The sequence below is a fragment of the Streptomyces sp. NPDC046977 genome, assembly GCF_040644455.1.
Lineage (GTDB): Bacteria > Actinomycetota > Actinomycetes > Streptomycetales > Streptomycetaceae > Actinacidiphila.
Genome location: NZ_JBEYWO010000002.1, coordinates 477,880 through 499,824, shown reverse-complemented (window position 1 = coordinate 499,824; position 21,945 = coordinate 477,880). Strand labels below are relative to the sequence as shown.

24 protein-coding genes are annotated in these 21,945 nt (G+C 70.9%); 1 reads left to right on the top strand and 23 read right to left on the bottom strand.

Annotated elements, in window-relative coordinates; genetic code table 11:
• Nucleotides 1–158: 158 nt before the first annotated feature.
• The 15 genes from ABZ883_RS05030 to ABZ883_RS04960 all read right to left on the bottom strand — a co-directional run bounded on the left by ABZ883_RS05030 (nt 159) and on the right by ABZ883_RS04960 (nt 15,733).
• Nucleotides 159–1,640 (bottom strand): hypothetical protein, encoded by a 1,482-nt coding sequence (locus tag ABZ883_RS05030; RefSeq protein WP_360901593.1) that lies wholly within the window; start codon nt 1,638–1,640, stop codon nt 159–161.
• Nucleotides 1,641–1,727: 87 nt separating this feature from the next.
• Nucleotides 1,728–3,362 carry a hypothetical protein gene (locus ABZ883_RS05025; protein WP_360901590.1) on the bottom strand — a complete coding sequence of 545 codons (1,635 nt, stop codon included), beginning with the start codon at nt 3,360–3,362 and terminating at the stop codon, nt 1,728–1,730.
• A gap of 2 nt (nt 3,363–3,364) precedes the next feature.
• Nucleotides 3,365–3,766 (bottom strand): XkdF-like putative serine protease domain-containing protein, encoded by a 402-nt coding sequence (locus tag ABZ883_RS05020; RefSeq protein WP_360901587.1) that lies wholly within the window; start codon nt 3,764–3,766, stop codon nt 3,365–3,367.
• 4 nt (nt 3,767–3,770) lie between these two features.
• Nucleotides 3,771–6,980, bottom strand: a complete 3,210-nt coding sequence (locus ABZ883_RS05015) for a phage portal protein (RefSeq protein WP_360901584.1) — start codon at nt 6,978–6,980, stop codon at nt 3,771–3,773.
• A 21-nt stretch (nt 6,981–7,001) separates the two neighbouring features.
• Nucleotides 7,002–8,663: a phage terminase large subunit gene (gene terL, locus ABZ883_RS05010; protein WP_360901581.1), complete on the bottom strand. Its 1,662-nt coding sequence runs from the start codon at nt 8,661–8,663 to the stop codon at nt 7,002–7,004.
• Between the two features lie 20 nt (nt 8,664–8,683).
• Nucleotides 8,684–9,331 (bottom strand): hypothetical protein, encoded by a 648-nt coding sequence (locus ABZ883_RS05005; protein ID WP_360901579.1) that lies wholly within the window; start codon nt 9,329–9,331, stop codon nt 8,684–8,686.
• Nucleotides 9,331–9,756: a hypothetical protein gene (locus tag ABZ883_RS05000; RefSeq protein WP_360901576.1), complete on the bottom strand. Its 426-nt coding sequence runs from the start codon at nt 9,754–9,756 to the stop codon at nt 9,331–9,333. The genes ABZ883_RS05005 and ABZ883_RS05000 overlap by 1 nt, the downstream gene beginning before the upstream one ends.
• A gap of 14 nt (nt 9,757–9,770) precedes the next feature.
• Nucleotides 9,771–10,088, bottom strand: coding sequence for a hypothetical protein (locus ABZ883_RS04995; RefSeq protein ID WP_360901573.1), 318 nt, complete (start codon nt 10,086–10,088; stop codon nt 9,771–9,773).
• A 20-nt stretch (nt 10,089–10,108) separates the two neighbouring features.
• The gene (locus ABZ883_RS04990) at nt 10,109–13,459 is read right to left on the bottom strand and encodes a hypothetical protein (protein ID WP_360901570.1); all 3,351 of its coding nucleotides are present in this window, start codon (nt 13,457–13,459) and stop codon (nt 10,109–10,111) included.
• 20 nt (nt 13,460–13,479) lie between these two features.
• Nucleotides 13,480–13,737 (bottom strand): hypothetical protein, encoded by a 258-nt coding sequence (locus tag ABZ883_RS04985; RefSeq protein WP_360901567.1) that lies wholly within the window; start codon nt 13,735–13,737, stop codon nt 13,480–13,482.
• 13 nt (nt 13,738–13,750) lie between these two features.
• A complete protein-coding gene (locus ABZ883_RS04980) occupies nt 13,751–14,395 on the bottom strand; it encodes a hypothetical protein (RefSeq protein ID WP_360901564.1) in 645 nt (214 codons plus the stop codon).
• Nucleotides 14,395–14,550: a hypothetical protein gene (locus ABZ883_RS04975; RefSeq protein ID WP_360901561.1), complete on the bottom strand. Its 156-nt coding sequence runs from the start codon at nt 14,548–14,550 to the stop codon at nt 14,395–14,397. The genes ABZ883_RS04980 and ABZ883_RS04975 overlap by 1 nt, the downstream gene beginning before the upstream one ends.
• 41 nt (nt 14,551–14,591) lie before the next feature.
• The gene (locus tag ABZ883_RS04970; RefSeq protein ID WP_360901558.1) at nt 14,592–14,876 is read right to left on the bottom strand and encodes a hypothetical protein; all 285 of its coding nucleotides are present in this window, start codon (nt 14,874–14,876) and stop codon (nt 14,592–14,594) included.
• Nucleotides 14,873–15,250: a hypothetical protein gene (locus ABZ883_RS04965; RefSeq protein ID WP_360901555.1), complete on the bottom strand. Its 378-nt coding sequence runs from the start codon at nt 15,248–15,250 to the stop codon at nt 14,873–14,875. Before ABZ883_RS04965 ends, ABZ883_RS04970 begins: the two co-directional genes overlap by 4 nt.
• Nucleotides 15,251–15,433: 183 nt before the next feature.
• Nucleotides 15,434–15,733 carry a hypothetical protein gene (locus ABZ883_RS04960; protein ID WP_360901552.1) on the bottom strand — a complete coding sequence of 100 codons (300 nt, stop codon included), beginning with the start codon at nt 15,731–15,733 and terminating at the stop codon, nt 15,434–15,436.
• A 231-nt stretch (nt 15,734–15,964) separates the two neighbouring features.
• On the opposite strand from ABZ883_RS04960, the gene ABZ883_RS04955 reads away from it, so the two are divergent.
• A complete protein-coding gene (locus ABZ883_RS04955; protein ID WP_360901548.1) occupies nt 15,965–16,894 on the top strand; it encodes a hypothetical protein in 930 nt (309 codons plus the stop codon).
• A gap of 348 nt (nt 16,895–17,242) precedes the next feature.
• Here ABZ883_RS04955 and ABZ883_RS04950 read toward each other — a convergent pair whose 3' ends face one another.
• The 8 genes from ABZ883_RS04950 to ABZ883_RS04915 form a co-directional block, all read right to left on the bottom strand.
• Nucleotides 17,243–18,001: a GIY-YIG nuclease family protein gene (locus ABZ883_RS04950; protein ID WP_360901545.1), complete on the bottom strand. Its 759-nt coding sequence runs from the start codon at nt 17,999–18,001 to the stop codon at nt 17,243–17,245.
• Nucleotides 18,002–18,121: 120 nt separating this feature from the next.
• A complete protein-coding gene (locus ABZ883_RS04945; RefSeq protein ID WP_360901542.1) occupies nt 18,122–18,346 on the bottom strand; it encodes a MerR family transcriptional regulator in 225 nt (74 codons plus the stop codon).
• A 109-nt stretch (nt 18,347–18,455) separates the two neighbouring features.
• Nucleotides 18,456–19,268: a hypothetical protein gene (locus ABZ883_RS04940; protein WP_360901539.1), complete on the bottom strand. Its 813-nt coding sequence runs from the start codon at nt 19,266–19,268 to the stop codon at nt 18,456–18,458.
• A gap of 82 nt (nt 19,269–19,350) precedes the next feature.
• Entirely contained in the window at nt 19,351–19,749 is a 399-nt protein-coding gene (locus ABZ883_RS04935; protein ID WP_360901536.1) for a hypothetical protein, read from the bottom strand.
• A gap of 41 nt (nt 19,750–19,790) precedes the next feature.
• Nucleotides 19,791–20,159, bottom strand: coding sequence for a DUF6011 domain-containing protein (locus ABZ883_RS04930; RefSeq protein WP_360901533.1), 369 nt, complete (start codon nt 20,157–20,159; stop codon nt 19,791–19,793).
• Nucleotides 20,146–20,544 (bottom strand): hypothetical protein, encoded by a 399-nt coding sequence (locus ABZ883_RS04925; RefSeq protein WP_360901530.1) that lies wholly within the window; start codon nt 20,542–20,544, stop codon nt 20,146–20,148. The genes ABZ883_RS04930 and ABZ883_RS04925 overlap by 14 nt, the downstream gene beginning before the upstream one ends.
• Nucleotides 20,541–21,047 (bottom strand): DUF4326 domain-containing protein, encoded by a 507-nt coding sequence (locus ABZ883_RS04920; RefSeq protein ID WP_360901527.1) that lies wholly within the window; start codon nt 21,045–21,047, stop codon nt 20,541–20,543. The genes ABZ883_RS04925 and ABZ883_RS04920 overlap by 4 nt, the downstream gene beginning before the upstream one ends.
• Nucleotides 21,047–21,832 carry a tRNA(His) guanylyltransferase Thg1 family protein gene (locus tag ABZ883_RS04915; protein ID WP_360901523.1) on the bottom strand — a complete coding sequence of 262 codons (786 nt, stop codon included), beginning with the start codon at nt 21,830–21,832 and terminating at the stop codon, nt 21,047–21,049. The genes ABZ883_RS04920 and ABZ883_RS04915 overlap by 1 nt, the downstream gene beginning before the upstream one ends.
• Nucleotides 21,833–21,945: the final 113 nt, after the last annotated feature.

The window sequence follows — 21,945 nt, the reverse complement described above, 5'->3', positions numbered from 1 at the left end:
CCGTATGGGGGGGTCGGCCTGCGCCGTGGCGCGGGTGCGGGTGACCAGCCGCGGGGCGGGGGCGCCGGGGGGGGGGGGGGGGCGGGGGGGGGGGGGGGGGGGCCGGGGGGCACCCGCACCGGGTGGTGACGCGCCGCGGCGGCGCGTCACCGAGGGGGTCAGCCGATGTTCTGCAGGGACGCCATTGCGACGGGGGCGCGGTTGAGGAAGGCGCCCACGCTGCGGATTTCGAACTCCTTGCGGGGCCCGCCGCCGGAGGTGTTCGGGACGCGGCTGATGCCGTAGTCGAACTGGGCGGTGTCGCGCAGGGCCCGGTACTCCAGGACGGAGTCGATGTTGGCCTGCGGGAACGGCACGCGGTCGGTGCGCGCGAGCATGGTGCCCGGGGGCAGGGAGACGTGGACCTCGATCGGCACGGTCACGCCGCCAGCCGAGGTGTTGACGATCTCGCCGACGCGGCCGCCGGCCGTGACGGACAGGCGCCCCTCGGAGTCGGTGTTGAGGAACGTCGTTGCGCTGTTGGAGCCGAGGATGAGGTTGGCGATCTGCTTGGCCTGCAGCGCGTTCATCATCAGGGCGGTCGGAGAGCACTTCACCTGCTGCCACAGCGGCAGGAAGATCTTGTCTTCGATCTCGCCGATGGTGCCGCCGCTGAGGGTCAGCGCCGCGCCGTCGAGGGAGTTGTTGATGGACGGGTTCGTAGTGCCGGTGCCGGACTGCACCCACTGCCCGCTGCCGTTGTAGTCGCCGGTGAGGCTGGCGAGGAAGCCATCGTAGTCCTTGTCGTTCGCCGAGCCGTTGTCGGCCGCGGCATTGAACGTCGGGACGACGGTGCTGATGTCCGGCAGTGCGCTGCCCACCGGGACGGCGTTGTTCGAGCTGATCGACGCGGTGATGGAGACCGTGTTGGTGGTCGTGGTGGTGTAGTAGTACCAGGTCGTGCCGTTGGCGCTGTAGAACCAGTCGTAGGCGACGGCGCCCCGCACGGACGCCACAGTGGCGGTGACCTTGTTGGTGCTGCCGGAACCGAACGTGGTGGTCGCGGAGTTGCCGCGGCTGTTGCCGGAGCCGTAGTAGTAGCCGGAGCCGGTACGGACGGCGACACCGACGTAGACCTGGACGGCGCCGACGGTGCCGCCGGAGGCCACCTGCGTGAGGGTCGGCGCGGCAGGGCGGGCGAGCGCGAAGGACTGGCCGCCGATGAGCTTGCGGTCGTCGCCGATGAGGACCTGGTTCAGGGTCTGGAACGTCGCGATGGCGTACGGGTCGCCGTAGCCCTTCGCGAGGTCGTAGGCGTCCTGCGTGACCAGGCCGGCGTACCCGGTCGGCTTGTAGCGGGCCTGGAAGTCCTGCTCGCTGAAGACGGTCTCGTTGGCCGCGTAGTCGAAGCCCATGGCGGGGTCCGGCTGGCTGTTCGTGACGTTCATGATCGAGCGCCACACCGCGTACGGGTTTCCGTCGGGCGACAGGCGACGCGCGACCTTGTCACGGAACGGTGTGACCACCGGAATGAGGGAGACCAGGCCCGACAGGTCGTGGCTGTAGATGCCGGTGGAGGTGAGGATGCCGGTCGTCTGTGCCTTCTGGATGGCGTCGAGTCCGGCGAGCGTCTCTTCCGTGACGCCCTGCATGGTGTTCATGGCTTCTCATTTCTGCGCATGCAAAAGCCCCGCGGCACGGAGTGCGACGGGGCTGCTGGATTGGGGGTTGGGCGAGGTGACTGAGGGTCAGCCGGTGGTGCCGCTGTGGATCGCCGCGAGCTGCGCGATCGCCAGGCTCTGCATGTCCTGGGCGATCTTGTTCTGCGCGGCCGCGTCGGGTGCGGTGTACAGCGACTTCTTCAGCTCCTGGCCCTGAGCGACGGCGGCGGACACCGGGGCGCCGCGGTCCTGCCCACGCAGGGCGTGGACGGGCGGGACGGCTCCCTGGGTGAACACCTTCGGGGCGGCCGGCTGCTCCTCCAGCGCCTTGACCAGTCCGGCCAGCGTCTCGACGCTCTTCGCCAGGTCAGCGATCTGCTGGCCCTGCTGGGCCAGTGCCTCGCTCTGTCCGGCGCTGTGCTCGTCGATGGCTGCCTTGACCACGGTCATGACGTCGCTGCGCTTGAGCATCGGGTCCGTCGGTGTGGTGTCCGGGGTGTCGCTCTTGGCGACGCCGTCGTCGTCGACGGCGTCGGCCGGGGTACCGACCTCCTCGGGCGGGGCCGGGGTCAGGTCGGGGTCCTCGGGGGCGGCCGGCTCCTCGGGAGCGGCTTCCGAGGGCTCCTCGGCGGCCGGGGCCGGATCGGCGTCGGCGATGGTGATGATGTCGCCGGGGTCGACGATGCCGACGAGGTTGCCGTTCTTGTCGTAGATGGCGACCTGCGGCGTCTTGGCCTTCTCCACCGGCTCGTCCGGCGTGACGGCCGGGGACGGCTGGGCCGGGGTCTCGGCCTCCTTGGCCAGGCCGGCGGCGAGCTCGGGGGCGACAGTGGTGGATGCGGCCTCGACGGCCGCGGCGGTGGTGTCCGGCATGGGGTTCTCCTTCGTGACCGGCTGGCCGTCGTCGAGGGCGGGGGGCGCCTGCGGGAGCGAGGCGAGGACCTTCTGCAGGCTGTCGACAGCGCCACGGATCGCCGCCTCATTGGCTGTGGACAGCACGCGGCCGGCCTTGACGACACCGGTGAGGGCCTCGATCGTCTCGAGCGGGGCCGGGTCCCATCCGGCGAGCGCCTTACCGACTGCAGCCGAGGCGTCGTCGCTGGTCAGCGCCTCGGCCTGCTCGGCGACCGCGAACGGCGCGAGGAGGCTGATGGCGTATTCGACGGCGCAGGCGGCGTCGCCGAGGTCCATGACACTGTCGTAGTCGTCGGGGTTGCCGCAGGCGGGCTCGAGGAGCTCGCGCTCGGCGAGGACGCCCAGGGCGCGCTGCGCGCGGGCGAGGATCGCGGTCCACTTCATGGCGGTGGCCGCGTCGATGGCCTCCCAGGCCGGGGAGCCCGGCACGTTGGGGTCGCCGGGGGCTTCGTCGCTGGGCTCGGCCAGGACGATGCTGGGGTCGAGGTCGCCGGGCGGGGTGGCGGCCGGGGTGTCCTTGGCCACCGGGTCTGTGGTCTGGTCGGCGGCGCGGACAGCCGCACCGTGGATGATCTTGGCGATCGCGGCGGGGCTGCCCGTCATCGTCACCGTCTCCTCGTGTCTCGGGCTGGGATCGGACTTGGCCAGCAGCTCGCGGACGTAGGCGGGGTCGAACAGGCCCTGTCCCCCGTCCTGCTGCTTGGCGATCAGGAAGCGCATGCCGTTCGCCGCCTTGTCGACGAGGTCCACCCGCGGGATGGAGGCGTCGACGAGCTCGGTGAACTCCTCGCCGTCGGTCGGTGTCACGCTCACTCCTCGGAGGTTGACGACGCCGCGGTGGCCGGGCGTCGGCGGGCAGTGCCCTGCGGGGACCAGCCGGTGACCCGGCCGGACTTGAACAGGCCCCAGGCGGTCTCGTCGAGAATCGCGCCGATCAGCCAGTCGCCCTTGCGGACGACGACGCCGTCCCCGAGGTCCCAGGGGTCGGCGCGCCAGATGTAGGACTCGACGACGGTGGCGTGGCCGACGGTGTCGTCCGGGCCGTGGAAGAGACCGACTTGGGCACCTCCGGGGAGGAAGGACCAGGCCGCTTTCTCGAGCTCCTCGGCGGTGAAGTAGTCGCGGGCCCCGTCGAGTCCGCGCTGGATTCGCGGGTCGGGGCCTGCCTGGTAGGCCACGCCGAGGACGTAGCGCTGCTCTGGTGTGGGCATGTGGTCACATCCCTGCGGTGACGGGGCTGAGGGCGCAGCGGCAGAACGGGTGCGCGGGTGGCATGTAGACGCCGGAGGGGAACTGGGTCTCCAGGCGGCGGGCGCCGGCTTCGGTGTTGGTGAAGCACAGCGGGCAGACCCGCTCGTCGACGGCGGTGATCCACTCGACATACTCGATGCCGTTGACGCGGTAGGTCCCGAGGCTGGCGGCGGAGATCGCGCGGTTGAGCTCGGTGATGGCGATCATCTCGGCGCGCGCCGGGTCGGACAGGATGCCGGTGATGTCGCGGGCGATGGTGTCGGTGCTGTCGCCGCGGGCTGCGCCTGCGGCCAGGGCGCGTCCGAGTTCGTTCATGCGGGTCGCGGCGACGGACCGGATGGTGATGTTGCTGTCCGTCAGGAACGCGGACAGGCCGCCGCCGTCGGCGTTGCGGCCCATGAGGAGGCGGCCGGCGTCGACGTCGCCGGGGCGCCAGTTGCTCCAGTCGGCGGGGCGACTGTCGACGGTGGCCTGGGCGGAGGCCGAGCCGATGACGTACCCGTCGCGGTAGACGCCCTGCATCGTGGGGGTGATGGCGCCGGGCAGGTCGATCGGCTGGTTGTCCAGCCAGTTCTGGGCGGCCTCCTCGGTCGGGGGCTCGGTCGCGCCGGCGTTGGCCGCGGTCCAGTTGGTGGCGACGGCGGTGGAGTCGACGCCGGACTGGAACGCTCCGGCGATCAGCGGTGCCCAGTGGCCAGCGGCTTCGCGGTCCTTGTCCCAGCCGGGCCACGCGGGGCCGGGCTCGGAATCGTCACCGCTGGGCCCGACGTCGCCGTCCTCCTCCTGGTCGTCGTCGGCGGCCTTGGCGATGCCGGCCATCTTGTCGCTGACGGACTCCCCGTCCTCGTGGCCGATCGAGCCGTCGTGGTGCTGCCAGCCGTCGATCTGGTCGTACGCCACGGGCGTCCCGCACGGGCAGACGCCCTCCTGACCCGGCTGAGGCTGGTCCAGGGCCGCCAGGACCGCGGGGAGGCTGTCGAGGAGCTCCGGCCGTACGGCCGGGTTCCCTTCCAGCTGGGCCGGGTCCCACCAGGCGATGGCCTCGACCTGGTCGCCGTCGGGGTCGTCGGGGTTGCTCACCTGGTCGCGGTCGCCGCTGACCGGGACGTGGGCCTCGTTGTCGACGGTCCACACCAGGCCGCGGTAGACGCCGTTGGCGCTGGTCCAGGTGCCGGTATGGGCACCCGGGGGCGGGATGCAGCCGGTCTCCTCGGCCCATTCCCGCCACGCTCCCTGCAGCGGGCTCTCGCCGGCTTCCAGGTGGCCGCCGGGGAACTCCCAGGTCCCGGCGGCCGGGTCCTCGGGGTCGAGGGCGCGCTGCAGCATCAGTACGCGTCCGGTGTCCGCGGCACGCACGGCGAGGCCGGCGACGCCGATCTCCCCGGCGGCCTTGCGTACGGCCAGGCGGCCGGCGTCGTTGAGGCGGTGCGCCGCGACGGGGTCGACGGTGCGGAACTCGAAGTCCCGCCAGACGCCGGAGCGGCGACGGGTCTGCCGGAAGCGGCGGAACGCGGCCATCTCCCGCTTGACGAGGTCCTCACGGCCCTCGTCCTCATCGTCGTCCCGGGTGCGGCCGATGAGGTCGACGCCGTGGATCCCGGTCTCCGCGGTGATGCCCTGCGTCACCGCAGGCGCCGCGGCCGGCGCTCCCTCCTTGGCCACGCCGGGCGCGGGGAGCGCCTGGTGCAGCTGCTGCTGGTAGGCGTCCTCGGCCGCGCAGGAGGCTACGGCGTCCGGCGTGCCCGGCTTGGGGATGACGCCTGGGGCCGGGACATAGGGCATCGGGAGGACGGGCTGGTCCTCGGCCGGTGCGTGGGTCTCGGGGTCGATCTTCCCGGCGATCCCTTCGATCGCCAGCAGCGGCACGGGGCCGGAGCGGGCGACGAAGAACCGGGGAGTGGGGCGGCGGGGGTCGGTGGGCAGACCGAGGAGCTCCTCGCGGCCCTCGTCGGCGCTGGCCATGCCCGACTCGATGTAGATCTGCCAGGCCTGAGCGAGGGCGAGGCGGTCTTCCTTCTCCTGGCCGGTGTCGAAGGCGAACTCGACCGGGAGGCCGAGGTCATCGCGGAGGAACGCGGTGATGACGCCCTCGATGTGGGCGACGAGTGGGAGGTCGCCGACGCGGTGCTGCACGTCGGCCTGTGTCTCTCCCGAACTCTTGTTGACGGACTCGGTGAAGCCGAGGTCGGAGGGGACGATGTGGTACGCCGCGCAGGTCTTCCGCATCAGGAAGAGGCTGAAGCCGTCGTCGAAGTCTTTCTCGTTCGACCACGCGATCTTCCCGCCGCCCGGCAGCCACCGGATCTGCGACTTGACGTCCTGATTGCCGAGCATGAGAGCGTCCCACTGGAGCTGGAACTGCTCGATCTGGTCCGGTGTCCAGGTCTCCGGCGCGGACGCGAACGCGCGGGGGATGTTGCCCTCGGTGAAGCGCTGCAGGAAGTACTGCTGGAACCGGAGGTCGGTGTTGGAGTTGAGGAGGATCGTCTCGAGCGGCGCCTGCCCGTAGGGGCTGTTGGAGCGGGGCCGGAACGGCTCGTAGATCAGGTCGCTGCGGGTGAGCCAGTTCCAGGGCAGGCCGTTGACGTACTGGACGTACGCCTCGGCCGGGTCCTCGGGGCTGTTGCCCCAGTAATCCAGGAGCGGGGCGATGGTCGTGCCGTCGACGACGCGCAGGCCGATCGCGCGGCCGCCGCGGTTCCGCAGCCTGTACAGGGTGCCGGCGTCGAAAGCGAGGATGTCGTACAGCCACTTGGCCAGCCACGCCGCGAAAGGGGTCTGCCGGTCCGGTTTCCGCAGAACGGCCATGCCGACCTTGATGGCCTCTTCCGCATCACCGGTGAATCCCGAGGCCGGGACCAGCGACCAGGCCAGGGCACGGATGGAGTCGATGCGGTGCCAGATGCACATCTGCGCGACGTCGTAGGCGTCGACGAGGCCCCGGATGGTCTCGAAGGAGACGCGCTCGTTGCTCTTCGGCCGGGCGGAGATGTTGTAGCCGGTGACGAAGTCGTGCGTGCGGGGCTGGCGCGAGTACCCGTCGAACGGGCTGATCGGCGTGCCTGGGGAGAACGGGGTCGCGGGCGTCATCTGTGCCGCGGCCTCGGCCTGCTGCATGGCGGCCGGCTCGGTGCCGCCGCCGAGGACCTTGGCCAATCGGGAGCGCCAGCCCATGGTCACCCCCTCGGGTCTCGGTTATCGATGCTGGTTGCGGAATGCCTGATCGCGTATCCGCTTGCGGGCCTCGACCGGGTCTTCCGGTTCGGGGGCCGGGACCGGCGGCGTGGTGCCGTCGGTCGCGGGCTCTTCGGGCTCGTCCGGGACGTCGTCGGTCACGGTCGCGGCGGCCCTGGCTGCGGCGGCCTTGGCGGCCATCCGCTTGACGTAGTCGATCCAGGCCTGCGCGCCGGAGCCGTCGAGCAGCAGCTGCGCGAGGGCCTGGCTCGTGGCGTCGACCTGGTCGTCATGGGTGCCGTTGGGGAACTCGGCGGCCTCGGTGATGAGCTCTTCGGGATCGAACAGAGCGATCTCCCCCGTCGGCAGGTGCACGTTGCCAGCCTGGATGACCGGCGCGACGGCGTTGGCGCGCGCGTACTTGCTCTCGGTCGGGGTGATCTCGACGATGCCGGGGATCTTCGACTTGAGCGTGTTGATGACCGCGGTGCCGTTGGCCTTGTCCTCGACGTATTTGCCGGTGGCCTGCGGCCAGCGACGGACCAGTGCCTGGAAAGCCGTCAGGGTCTCGGTGAAGGTGAGTCGCTTGCGGATCTGGTCGAGGAGGTAGACGTTCGCGCCGCGGCGCGCCCAGACCTGGCCCACGACGTAGTCGCTGGATTTGGTGTCCTTGAACGTCATGTCCCAGGACATGACGACCTGGTCGGCCTCGTTGACCCAGTAGGCGTCCGGGACGGTCGGGTGCTGCGACCACAGCGGGGTGGAGTAGCGGCGCCACCAGGGGCGTTGCCAGACGTCGCCGGAGTCCGGGGAAGGCCGCCCCTGGTACAGGGCGTTGAAGACCCTCGTCCCGGCCTGGATCCGGATGGCTTCCCACTCTTCGACCGTGCGGCCGCGGGCGGAGATGAGCCACTCGCCGGGCTCGCGGCCCAGCGGGTCGCTCTGGCCTTTCTCGGGATTGTGGTCGGCGAGCGCGGGGATGTTGATGACGCGCCAGCGGTGGCCGTCCTCGGCGGCCAGGAGGCGGCCGGCGATGTCGTCCTCGTGCCAGCGGGTGAGGATGACGATGACGGGTGCGCCGGGGGCGAGTCGGGTGGTGCCGACGCTCTGCCACCAGCCCCAGACGCGGTTGCGGTAGTAAGGGGATTCGGCCTGCTCCTTGTCCGCGAACGGGTCGTCGATGACGAGCGCGTCCAGGGGACGGCCGGTGAGAGAGCCCTTGAGGCCGACGCAGATGATGCCACCGCGGTGGCCGGCGAGTTGCCAGCGGGAGGCGGCACCGTTGTCGCGGGCGATCTTCAGCCCGATGTCGAGGGTGCCGTCGTCCCCGTTGTGGGTGGTGATCCAGTTCCGGACGTCCCGGCCGAAGGTCTCCGCCAGCGGCTTGTTGTAGGAGACGATGCCGATCCGCAGGTCCGGGTTGCGGTGCAGCGCCCACAGCGAGCCGGTCTTGGTGACGCGCTGGCTCTTGCCCTCCTGCGGGGGCATGGAGATCAGCAGCCGGGCGTGCGGGGTGCTGTAGGCCCACCGGACGGCCTCGTCGACGAGGTCCAGTGCCGGTGTCTGCATGCTCGAGGGTTCGACGACCTTGGCGAGGGCGCCGGGGGTCGGCCACCGGTCGGCGTCGGGGCGGGGCTCGAAAATTCGGGCCGCGTACTCGGCCCAGTCGATGGGAGCGGCCATCGGCAGCCGCCTCCCTCAGCTCAGGACGCCAGCGCGCGCAGGTGGCGGGGGACCACGTCCGGGACTCGGGCCTGCTGCTCCTCGCTGAGCTGGAGATCGACGAGGATCGCCCGGATGACCTGGGCGACCAGGGCGCCGTGCTGCTCCGCCATGCGGACCTTGCGCTCCTCGATCCCGGCCTTGATCGCTTCGGCGCACACCTTCACCAAGTGCGTGCGCTCCTGCTGGTAGAGCTTGAGCCAGATGTTCGGAGCGGCTTCCTCGGTGATGCCGCGGTCCTCGCCGCCGATCTTGCGGCGGGTGACACCCCACACGAGCGGGTGTCGTTCGTCGCCTTCCGTGTCGACGCCCTGCGCCTCGATGTCCTGGACGCGGTCGCGGAGCCACGCGACGTGGCCGGCGGTCCACTGCACTTCGGCGAGCAGGGCCTCGGATGCGGTGGTCTCGACCCTGCGGCCGTACATCTCCACCAGGACACGGGCGCGGTCTTCGGCCTGGCGGCGTTCGCCGGCGGCCATGTTCTGCGGCGCCTTGCCCCCGTGGACGCGGCAGACGGTCTGGCCCTTGAGCGCCCAGGCCCGGCACTGCTCCCCTCCTGAGCCCTTCCGCTTCGCAGTGCATCGGCGCTTCTCCGTGGGCTGTTGCAGGTTCCCGGTGCGGTTGGCCATCACTCCGCTCCGGGCAGCCAGTGCGCGGGCAGCACGGTCTTGTGCAGCTCCGGTTCGCCCGGGGGCTGCTCCGGGACGCAGTCGCAGCCGGGGAGGTCGGCCTCGTTCGGTGCGGTGCAGCTGCTCGCGTGGATGAGGGCTGCGGCCTCCATGGTGATGGCGTGCTTGCCGCAGGCGTGAACGGGGTGGAGGGTGTCGCCGCGGTCCCACAGCGGCCGGAACGTCGGTGCCGGCCGGTCCGGGTCGGCGAGGAAACGTCGCGCGGCGCGTCGGGACAGCTCGACGCGCTCGTAGTCCGCGTACTCGTCGTCGGTGAGGCGGCGGTTCCAGTGCACGAGGGCCGGCGCGCCGCACAGGGCGCATGCCGGGCCGCTCGGGCCGGTGGGTTCGGGGGCGGGGCTGGGCGGGGTGATGAGGGTGTCCACGCCTGCCTCCTCTCTCAGTTGACGGTGAGCTGCCCAACCTGCAGGACGGGCTGCTCCGGACTGTCGTGAATCTTGATCCACATGACGTACTTGCCCTTGGGCAGCGTCACCGCCCCGGCGGGGCCGACGAGGACCTGCGCCCGGTAGGCGTTCGTGCCGGGGACCGGCTCAGTGCCGTCCCAGCTGCCCGCGTACCAGGTGTCGGGCTGGCCACCGAGCGGGCTGAAAGCGAACTCGACGAAGTCACCGGTGGGGTTGAAGGGTTCGCCGGCGACGGTGGCGCTGACCTCGGCCTGGACGTACTGCAACGACAGGACGGAGACGGCTTCCACGCCGCACCCCCTCTCTGGGGTCAGGGGCGGGCGCGCCAGCGGCCGCCGGTCAGGCGCGTCATCCAGCGGGCGACGGCCGCGGGGGTGGCTAGCCACCTGCTCGGCCGCTGCTGGGCGTTCCAGCGCGGCTGCTCCGGGGCGCCGGCGCCCCATCGGAGGACGGGGCCGCTCACGAGGAGCGCGATGTCGCGGAGGACGCCGTGCCGGAACTCGTAGACGACGGCGGCCGCGGTGGTCGCGGCGGCTTCGAGGGCGCGGGTGTAGAGGCGGCCTGAGCGGACGTGACCGGCGGCGAGGACGGTGGCCTGGTAGGCGCCGAGGACGGTACGCCGGGCGCGCCTGGCCATGGTGGTGGCGGTGGCCGCGCGGAGTAGTGCGGCCCGGCGGCGCAGGCCTGCCGCTGTGGCCGCGGTGGCCGCGAGGACCAGGCGCACAGCGCCGGTGAACGCTGCGGCGGCCGCCGTCGTGACGGTGGCGGCCACGGCCTGGGTGATGAGGCGCCGGACGCCGCCGCTCGGCGTCACCGTCGCGCGGGCCGTCAGGCCGGCAGCACGGGCCGTCGTCCCCTCGGTGAGAGCGTCGGCGGACTGCAGGAGCCCTGCCGCCCGGGTGAGCGCCCCGGTCGCGCCGAGCACCGCGGCAAGGACCGCAACGAGGGTACGACGCGTGGTCGCCGCGGTGGCGACGACCGCGGCGCGGGTCATGGCCGCGGCACGGGCTGCTCCGCCGGTCGCGGTCGTGGCCGCGGAGCGGGCGACGGCGGCCGCGCGCCGTACGCCCCCGGTGCTGGCGGTGACGGCGCTGGCGGTCAGGGCCGTTGTGCGGCGCGCCGCGGCGGCCACGGCTTCGGTCGCGGCGACGGCGAGAGCCGTGGCGCGCGCGGTGGTTGTGGACAGGGTGACCGTCGCGGTGAGGAACACACCGCGGATGACCTGCCCGACCGAAGCCGTGGCCGTCGCGGAGACAGTGGCGGCCAGAACGCGGAGGAACGAGTGCCCGGACGCCTCGGCGCCCTCGAGGGTCACGCCGGTGGCCCGGGTCAGGGCGGTGCTGCGCGCGGCGCGGACGGTGGCAGTGACTGCGGTGGTGAAGCGGAGCAGCGTGGAGCGGGCGGTGCGGCCGGTGACGGTGACCGTGGCGGCCAGGACGGCGGCCGCGGTGCGGGCCCTGCTCGCCGTGGTGGTGGTCGTGGTGACGTAGGCGAGGACCGCGCCGCGGCGGATGCCGGCCGTGGCGTTCACGGCAGTGATGGCCGTGAAGACGAAGGCGCGGCGGATGCCCGCGACGGTCGTGGCGGCCGCGGCCCGGCTCATGCCGACAGCGCGGACGGCGGCCGCGGTGCCGGAGCTGGTTGCCGTGCGGGTGAGCTGGGCGCGGCGGGTCATGGCGACGGCCGCGGTGGTGGTGCTCGAGCGGCCCAGGGCCGTCGTGCGGGCCATGCTGCCGGTGACCGTGGCGATGGCGGCGAGGACGATGGCCGCTCCTCGGCCGAGGACGACCGCGGCCGCGGTGCCGGCGGTGGCGCCGGCGCGAACGGCCAGTTGCCGGACGACGCCGGCACCGGCCGTTGTTGACGTCTGCCTGGCAACGCTCGTGACGCGGACGGTGCCGGGTGCCGTGGTGACGGTCGCGGACCGGCCGAGGAGGCTGCTCCGCTTGGTCGTGGTGCTGCTCGAGGCCGTCGCGATCGCCATGACGGCGAAGGCGCGGCGCACCGCGGCGGCGGCGGTCGTGGTAGTGGCTCGCGGCAGCGACGTGGAGCGCCGGGCGGCCGGGGCCGCCGTGGCAAGGACGACCAGGACGCCGAGGACGGTGGCGCGCACGGCCGCGGCCGCCGTGCTGATGGTCAGGGCGGCGGCCAGTGCGGTCGCGCGCCGTACCGCGCTGGTGGTGGTCGCCGCGGCGGTGCGGGTCATGCCCGCCGCGCGGCGTACGGTCCCGGTCGTCGTGGTTGTGGCCGAGCGGGCGAGGAGTGGGGTCTGCTGGATGCCGGTGCTCGTGCCGGTCGTGGCGGACCGGGCGAGGGCGGTGGCACGCTGGGCGACGACGACCGCGGTGAGGAGGGCGGAGCGGGCCAGGACGCCGCGGCGGTTGTTCGCGGCCGCCGTCGTGGCGGTGGTGAGGCGCTGCAGGAGCGCGGCGCGCCCTGTGCCGCCGGTCAGGCTGGCGGTCGCCGCCGCCGAGACCGGGATGACGGACGGGGCGGGGTTGTACTCGACGAGGAGCCAGAGGGTGGAGACCCGGCGGGTCGTGACCTGGCTGACGTTCGTGCGGTACCCGATCTGCGCCGAGTTGAGCTTGGTCGTGGTCCAGGCGCCGCCGGCCTGCGGGTCGGTGTAGGAGGTCAGCTGGTACGGGCGGATCGCGTTGTTGACGTGCGTGGCCCAGCCGTTGAGGGCGACGGTGACCGACGCGGACTCGACGACCGTGCCGCTCGCCTGCGACTTGAGGCGGTAGACGATGCTCGCGGTGCTTGTCGCGTTGCTGCCGACGCGGCCGCCGACAGCGACTAGGGAGATCGTGTCGGACGCGCCGATGCCGGCCGCCGCGCCGGAGGCCAGGTTGACGTCATCAGTGGTCGTCGTGCCGGACGCGGTGGTGGCGTTGTAGCTCGTGGCGTCGTTGGGCGTGACCTCGTTGACCCGCGTGTAGTTGTTAGCCGAGCCGGCGGTGCCGCCCACGACCGTGGCCCAGGCGTTTGCGTCGCCGGCGGAGTCGGGGCGCAGGTGGACGACGTTGCCGGCACCGGGCAAGCCGGTCTGCGCGGTGCCGGTGTTGTCGTTGACGGCGATGTCGTCGATGTAGAGGTCACAGGTCGTGGACCCTGCGGGGACGTCCGTGAAGGCGCCGACGCGGATGACCGGGGCCTCGAAGCCTGTGAAGCCTGCTCCGGCCACGGCCCCGGAGAAATCGCTGCCGTCGAGGTAGCAGTGTTGGACGTCGTTGACCGAGTCCCAGTCCATTTCGACCCGGTACCACTGGCCGGTGTTGAGGGTGGCCGAGGAGCCGCCCACGTAGGTGTGGGTATTGGTGTTGCCGGTGGACGTCTGTAGCTGCCCGTTCGTCTTGAGGAACAGGCGCGGGGAGCGGCCGGGCGAGCCGAGGCCGTCGCAGCTCGCCATGATGATCGTGTCGACGGTCGGCATCGTCGCCACGTACAGGTACATCCGGTAGTAGACGTGCCGGGCGGCGACAGATCCGAACTGGTGCGAGATGTACTGCACCGTGGCCGACGGGTTGAAGCGCATCGACGCGGCGCCGGCGCGCTTGATGGTGGTGGAGATCGTCGGCGCGCTCGTCGAGGCCTCGGAGAACTCGATGCCGCCGGTGGCCGACTGCAGTTCAAAGCCGCACGTCCACAGGCGCGCCACGACGACCGCCCTTCACTTCGCTACGAGTCCGCGGGATCGGGCACCGGAGTTTCGACCTCTCCCAGTTCCACCTTCACGGGCGGAAGCTCTGTGGTGAGGACGTAACCGGCGCTCTCCATCCCCTGGACGAGGGCCTGCACGTCGTCATCGGTGAGGGCCCGCTCCGGGGCAGAGTTATGCGGGACCAACATCACGTAGACGTTGCCACTGGTCGGCCTGTTGAAGCGCAAGCGATACACGGGATACGACGGGACGTCGATCTCATCCCAGATACTCATGATCGACTCTCTCTCAGGAGAACTTGGTGGTCAGGGTGTAGGAGACCTGGTCTCCGGAGGAGAGGGTCTGGGCACCGTGGTCGGCGTGGAAGAACAGGCTGCCGTTCGTCACGTTGCTGACGCCGGGGATGTTGCCGCCGGTGACGGTGTCGCCGGACGCGATGGTGGAGATGGCGGCGGAGCCGTTCTGCGCGCGGGTCACCGTCAGCGTGTTCGTACTGATACTCGTGATCTTCATGACCTCGGTGCGGACCTGGATGTACTGGTTGGCCGAGAAGTTCGCGCCGTTAGCGACGACGAGCGTGGTGGCCGAGTTGGAGCCGATGACGGCGGAGCCGGCCTGCACGCTGTCGACCGCGGTGGGCTTCGACGCGGAGTCGGAGAGGGCGACCTCGGAGATCGTCTGTCCGCTGCCCGCGGTGAACGTCCCAGTGACCTGGTAGGTGTCGTTCGGCGTGGTGCCGGTGACGAGCGACGACGTACCCGCGACGCGGCCCTCGGTGGCCTCCTTGAAGAGGGCCACGTCGCTCGTCGCGGCGGTCAAGCCAGCGGGGTTGTTGCCCCAGGCGAGGTTGAGCGGTTCCGCCTGGGTCGGCGAAGATCCGCGCATACGGCCGGCCAGGATTTCGCGGCCCTTGGTGGTGATAACGGCGCCCATCAGGTGGTCCTCCTTGTGCGGTTGGATCGGGCGATACGACGCTTGGCGAGCGGCTGCCGGACCAGAAGCCACCAGCATCGGCGGAGCGGGCTGCGGTACTGCGCGGAGACGACCCCGTGGTCCTCGACGCTGCCGTCAGCCCGGGTGATAACCATGCGGAGCTCCGTGGACACCGGTACGTTCGCGCGGCCGTCGTTCACTGGGGGGCCTCGGCGGCGGACCGTTGCCGGCGGCGTTCGGCTTCCTCGGCCCGGATCTCGGCGAGGCACTCGGTGTAGCGGCGGCCGGTGGCGGCCTGGCGTTCGCGGGCGGCGCGCTTCTCCACTGGGCTGTTCTTCGGCATGCGCTGCTCCTCGTTGGCGCTGCGGGCGCGGAGGCGGGCGGCGGCCGCGGCCTGGCCGCAGAACCGCTCCTTGGGCGGCCCGTCGAGCGCGTAGGTCACGAAGGCACGCATCTTGCGCCGGCCGTCGGCGCGGCTCATCCCCGAACCCCTGGCCGGTCGAGGCGCTGGCGCAGGACCTCGTGGCGGATCTCGTCCCGGACGACGTCGCGGAGGCCGTGGGGCGGCTGCTCGGGCCAGTGCCAGGTGCCGCCACGGCGTACGCCCTCGCTGTGCTGGCACACGGTGTGGAAGAACGCGCCCCCGGGGTTGAGGACGGTGCAGGCGACGGCCTCCGGCTCCCACACCTGGTGGAGAGTGCGGGTCGTGCCCTCATCGTCGGTGTCAGTCCTCCTGGTGACCCACTGGCCGACCTCGCTCACCAGGGCAGTCCGGCAGACGGAGCCGAATCGGCCGTCGGCCGACCCGTACACCTGGTAGTGGACGGTGTCACCCAGGACCGGCGTCCTGCCCATCGCTCACCTCCAGGTGCTCATCGACGTGAGCGTGGACGGGCGACAGGTCGACGGCGAGGAGGAGCGTGATCGTGCCGGCGGCGGCCGGTGCGCCCGGTTCATCCGGCCCCCGGACCGTGAGAGGCGCGCGGAGCTCCGTCTCGCAGACCGGGCATGCGACGAGGTAGGCGCCGACCTCGGCCATCAGGCGCCGGCCCGGGGCGGCCAGGACCAGTTGCCGTTCTGGTCGCCCACGTGCCGGGAGGTCGCCCAGTACAGGTCGGGACCGTCGAGGTGGACGTGGAGACTGCAGGCGGCCTGCGCCGTGTCGCCCCACACTCGGACGATGACCGCGGGGTACTGCTCACCGGCCTTGACCGGGTTACCGCGGGCGCCAGTCTCGTCCCACTGGCGGGCGATGGCGCGGACGTCATCGGCCGACAACCGGTACCGCACGACACGCCCGATCGTCGGGACGGCGGGCAGCGAGGGACGGGTCGCCATGATCCTGTCGCTCCTTCGTCGTTGGGTAGCCCTGTCACTCCTATGAACGCCGGTGCCCTGGCAGCCGAGGCAACTCGTCTACACCATTGATCACTCCCGGCACAGAAAGCCGAACCATCAAGGTTCGGCACAGCACAACCACGTCAAGGAGTCATTTTGATATCCCAGATACACCGTTTGAAAAAACGGGTCGGACTGGGCATCACTGCCCTACTCGCAGCATTCGCCATCGTGGCAGTCACCGGAGTTCCGGCCAACGCCGCCCTGCCGAACGAAGAAGGCACATTTCACGCCGAAACCCAAGGAGACCAGGGCGTCTACAGTCCGTATCGGCCGTCGTCGGCCTATCAGGCTGGCAACCTCAGCATCCACCTCACGGCCTGGACTGATTGGCAGCACGGCATCTGGCTGAGTCTGAACAACGGTGCAGCGTTCCGCATCACCACGAGCGAAAATACCTCGGCCCCACCAACCGTGATTTCGCGGGGAAACGGTTTCATGGTGTTCCATACGGGCCAAGGTGGCCAAATCTACTACGCCGTGGTCAACAGTAACGGCAGCAACGACGGCACCTGGCGAGCAGTCCCGAACGCGCGAACCAGGGACTACACGCCCGTCGGTGCAACCACCGGTTTTGGCGGCCGAGGCGTCCTCGCCTGGCGTGGAGCTACAACCGACAACATCTACATTACGTCGGTAGATGGCACGACGAACTCGTGGAACACCCCCGTGCAGGCTCCTGGTGCCACGACATACACGGCCCCCGCGATCACCTACAACACAGCCACCGATTCGTACTTGGTCGCGCATGTTGGCACCGATACCCACATGTACACGGCAATCTCGGACTACCCGTACTACAACAATCAGCGGTGGACACCGTGGACCAGCCACGGCGGAAACGCATACGGCCAACCTGCAGTCGCCCCTCTGAACAACGGCCACTGGGTTGCCGCCGTGATGGGAGGCGACCAGCGCGTTTGGCAGCAGGAACTCGACCCCAATGGCGTGTCCTACTCGGGCACCAACTGGGGACAGGAGTCGACAGCAACGCCTGTCGGAACAGTCCCGTGGCTCGTCTATAACGCGGCCCGCGTCTGGCTCCTCATCTCAACCTACAACCAGGGGCAAATCATGTGGAAGCAGACCGTTCGAGAGTGACGGCAGCCTCCGGTTGCCCCTCGCCACGGTGAGCCGCCGGCCAGGACGCATTCCGAACCACAGGCCGCCTCTTGGGTGACCCCGGGTTCGGAGTCGAACCGGGGTCTATCCGCTCCCTCGGAGGGCGGCAATCTCTACCACTGAGCTACAGGCCACGCGTGGGCCCGCCGCCCAGGTCGGTCCCAGGTCCCCGCTGGGGCCTGCCGCCTCCGCAAAACGGTTCCGGGCAGCGGGAGATGTTGGATGTCCGCCGCCAGTGGCGACCCTCGGCGCCGCCAGCGGCGGACGGCCCCCGGCCCGCAGCCGAGCGAGGACGGCTGCGGGCCGGAGCAGGTGGGAGTGGCGGGCCTACTGGGGCCGCACGACTCGTGAGCGCGTCAGATCGGCGCTGCGGTCTGCCAGGAATTTCACGTCGTCCAGGAGGTAGAGAGGACGTCCCCGACCGCTCTTCCCGACGGGAGCGAGCAGGTTGCGGTAGATCCAGCCGCTAACAGTGCCGCGCCGCACGCCTACGGCGTCGGCAGCTTCTCCCAGGGTGACCATGTCTGGGGACGTCGCCGACGGCGGCTGAGGGAAGAAGTCGGCGCGTGATCGGTTGAGGTTCTTCGTCGTGGGCCAGGCCGGGTCCGGGGCGCCATACTCGCAGCGAATGGACCGGACGTGGGCGGTGAGGTCGTCGGCCTGCTGGAAGTATTCCGAGGTCCCAACGCGCAGGTGCCTGAACTGAAGGTGGCGCTGACGTTCGTCGAGACGGTCACCTGGCTCGACGGCCAGGATGTCGTCCGGCATGAGGCCGGCGAATCGGCTGGCCGGGTTGATGGTGGTTCCGATCTTGACCAGTGGCCCACGCAGCACGTAGTAGACGATCGACGGGAAATCTGGAGTCACCGGCTCGCTCGCTACCGGCGCCGGCTGCTCGCTGGCCTGACGTCGACGGCCGGTCTCTACGGCTTCCCTGACGGTCTCCTCGGTCAGCTTGATGCCGCTGTCGCGGGCCTCCCGCAGGTCTGCGGCGATGTGCATGAAGGCGGGGTCTGTGGTGTCCACGAGCGCGAGGAGTGCTGCGCCGCTCGGGCGTGTGCCTTCGTCCTCGGCGTGGATGCGCATCCTGCCTGTGGGTGCAATCCAGCTACTATTCATCTGTTCGGCGCTCCCTATAGCGTCGGCCAGGCCCCGGGAGTGTTAGCGCATTCACCGGGGTTCCAATTACCCCAATTCTACCGGGACTTACCTCATTGCGTAGGTTCTGCGGGCGCGCTGCCGCGTGGCCTTTTCCGCCCTGATGACGTCCACTGCCAGGAAGAGCGGACGGCCATGGTCGTCCTTCGCTGCTGGCATGAGATGTCCGCGGTGCTTCCAGAGCCGGATCACGCCGGGCTTCACCTCGGCGGCCTCGGCCGCCTGCGCGACGCTCCAGTACGTGCTGTGGAGATCAACGGATAGATCGACCATGTGTCACCTCCGAGTGGTGAAAACACAAAAGCCCCACGGTGAGGTGGGGCTTCCTGATTCCGGGCACGCCGGAGACGCCCCCAAAGTTACGCGAAACTCGGCGACGCATTCAAGCTGCGCTTTCTTCGGGCGCGCCGTCGGGCAGGGGATCTTCCAGTGCTGCTTGCCCCTCCTTGATCAATTCCTTCACGTAGTCGCGGTATTCGGCGTGCGTGAGGAGGGCGGCGCAGTCGGGGTCGCGGCACTCGATGTAGGGCAGGCCGTGCATGAGGCGCAGGTCCCGGGCCTCGGCGAGCCATGGGCCACCGCATCGCCGGCACGGGGCGTAGCGGGTCGTTTCGGGGGCCTCGTCGCGGTGGGTGAAGCGCGTCGCGGCGCGGTGCCAGGCGGCGATCTGCGCGGCCGGGTTGCCGGAGACGGCAAGGATCGCGCCGTAGCGGAGCGGCTCGTGGGACTCGGTGGCGAGCGGGTGTTCCTGCATGAGCCACGCGAGGTGGCCGAGGAGCGTCTTGATCGCGCGGCCGATACGGACGTCCTCCCTGACGCCTGCGGCCTCGAGCCGGGCCGGGCTCAGGTTCCTCATGCGCAGGAGCTCGGCGGCGGTCTCGATGAGGCCGCCGGCGACCTGGTCGACGAGGAGGCGGGCGGACTGGCCGGGCCACGGGGTGGTGTCGGTCGGCGCCGCGTGCATGGTCGCAGCTGACGGGGACCGGCTGCCCTCGAGCGGCTCCACGGTGACGGCCTGGAGCAGTTCGGGGAGCTCGGTGAGATGTCGGCGGGTGCGGTCCTCGCACCCGAGGCAGTGCACAGGCACGCCCCAGGTGGCGGGGATGTCGTGAGGGGTGCCGTGAGTGGCGAGGGCATGCTCGGCGCGGCGCCAGGCAGCGTTGCAGGAGCCTGGGCAGACGACGGGAGTAGGCATGGGGGGACTCCCGGGGCGGAAGGGGCGGGTGTCACCCTTTCAAACGATCAACCGGCCCTCCGCGGCTGACCTCCCTCGGGAACTACCGATCTGCGGCGGCAGCGCGCAATGCCTTCCCGGCATCCGGGAGGCGCGAGGCGCAGCCGACCTTGCCCCGCGCCGGGAGATCTGCGGCCAGCGCGGCGACGACCGGATAGACGTCCTGGCGTGGGTGGTTGGCGTCGACCAGGTCTGCGGCGGTGTTCGTCGCCGTGAACGCCACGAGGAGCGGGTCATCGGTGCAGCGCTCGCGGAGCTTGGCGACGAGAGCCTGGACGTCGGCCTGAGGGTGCCGGTGCTCGTCGACGTCGTACAAGTACCCCACGGGGTCGCCAGCAGTGCTCGAAGACGCGGAGGCCGGCGTGTTGGCGGGGGCAGACGAGCAGCCGGCCAGGAGAGCGAGGGACACGAGCGCGAGGGTGCAGCGGGTGAGTGGTCTCATGGCCGGATGGTGGCGCCTTGGCCGGGCGACGCGTCGGAGCGTCACGGGGTTGTGACGGTGCGTTCTATCCGTTCGGGCGGGGCAGGCCACAGAGGCGGTTGCGCTGCTCCTGACGCCGCCTCGTTCCAGACCGTGGCGGCGTAGAACTCTCTCGGTGTCGCCCGGGTCCTCGGTTCCACGATGTCCGTGATGACCGTGTGGCTGCGGGGCGCGTCGCCCATCTCGTCGTCCTGGCCGAGGGGCAAGGCGTCCTGGTCGACGTCGTACCGTCCGTGGCCCATGGCGCGCCAGCACTCGGGACCGTAGCCACGGCGCAGGGAATCCGGGTCCTTGAGCGGGCGGTCGCACTTCCCGCAGGTTGGGCCGGCCCACGGCTTGGCCCTGCTCTTGCGGGGCTTACGGCTGCGCACTGGGGGCCGTGACGAGCTCGAGGACGGCGCGGGCCATCGCGGTGTACTCGCCGCCGGACAGCCCGACGGCCCCTCCCTCGTCGAGGAGCTTGAGGGCGTTCGGGCCGAGCACAATACGCACGCTGCGGAGTGCGGCCTCGATCCGCTCGACGGTGAGGGGGATGTTCTCGGGCGGGATGAGGGCGTAGCCGGTGCGGCGGGGGCGGCCGTTGCGCAGGCGTGGCGTCGGGTGAAGAGCGTGGATGAGGATCCAGCGCGGTCGGTGGCCGGTCTCGGCGTCGACGACGAACGCAGAGGCGTACCCGGGCTCGAAACGCTCAATGCGAAGGCGGCGGTCGTCGCCGGGGCGGCAGGAGGCGTAGATCTGGCCGACGGTCACATTCATCGGGTGAGCTCCGCAAGGGTCGGGGTGCAGGTGGGGCATTCGTCGCGGACATCCGGCAGCGGGGCTGCGTAGTGGACGGCGAGGAGCATTTCCCAGTCGGTGACGTCTCCGATGCGTTCGCCGCATCCGTTGCAGCATCGCTTCATCGTGATGCGGGTGCCGCCCTCGGGGTGCTTCTCGTCGGGGGTGTTGGGGCGCGGGTTGGCGGCCTCGAGGAGGACCAGGCCGTGGCAGGGCTCGTCTTCGGCGCAGGTGCAGGCGAGGTCGCGGCCGCCGAGCTCGGCGCGGATCTGCTCGTCGCTGGGGTAGTCGAGGTCGGGGTCACTCCAGCCGGGCGGTTCGGTGCGCCGGGCGCGGAGGTAGGTGCGGAGCGCGTCGGCGGTCGCGTAACGGCCTGCGGCACTGTCGCTCTGGCAGTAGTACGGGTTCGCCCAGGGGCCTTCGAAGACGGCGACGGCGCCGGGGGGCGTGCGGAGCGGGCGGGTCACGATGCGGGTGGGCATCAGCGGCCTCCGCCCGCGGTGAAGGAGGGCAGCTCGGGGATGCGTTCGGCGAGCCAGCTACCACGCGCGGCCGGGGTGAACTCGGGTGCTGGCTCGGCCTTCCACCAGGACCGGAAGACGGTGGTGCTGCGCTGCTCCCTGGTGCGGCCGTGGACGTAGGTGACGAGCTCGTTGCCGTAGGCACGGGCAACGACGCGGCCGCGGCGGAAGCCTGTCGGGTAGTCGGCCCAGCGGATGCCCTTCTCCTGCTCGAGGAGCTCCACCATCTGGGGACCGTTGAGTCCGCGCAGGCGCCTGGGGGAGAAAGCGGCCTGCGCGGACATCGCGATGCTGTTGCGGGTCGCGTCGTGCTGCCGGTGCTGGAAGTAGGCGGCGACCTCGGTGGGGTCCGTGATGGTGAAGACGCGGGCGTCGAAGAGGGCGCGTTTGCCGGGGCGGCGTTCGTTCAGCGCGGCGGTGGCGACGGCGGCCGCGATCGATGTTTGCTTCGCGACGACGCCTCCGAACCAGGGCTCTGTGAGCTGGGAGGCGAAGTCGGTGAACAGGATCGAGATCTCGTCGGACTGGACGTACGCCAGGCGCGCCCCGGCGATCTCCTCGCACAGGGCGATGGCGGCGGCGTCCATGTCCGCCATGAACGCTTCGTCGTACGGGCGTTTGCAGCCGCGCAGGTAGGTGTGGAAGGCCCTTCCGTCTACGCGGAGGAGGCTGTAGGTACGGCGGGGCAGGACGGCGCGGGTGGCGGCCTCATGGCGACGCATTCGCTGCTCGAGGGTGAGGGTCAACGCGGGCTCCGGCGGGCGAGGGGTGGCGCACCGGCGCAGCTGGGCTGCGACGCGGCGCGCCACCGGTTCGGCGCCTGGGGGGGGGATGGCGCCTCATTGCCTCAACGAAAAAA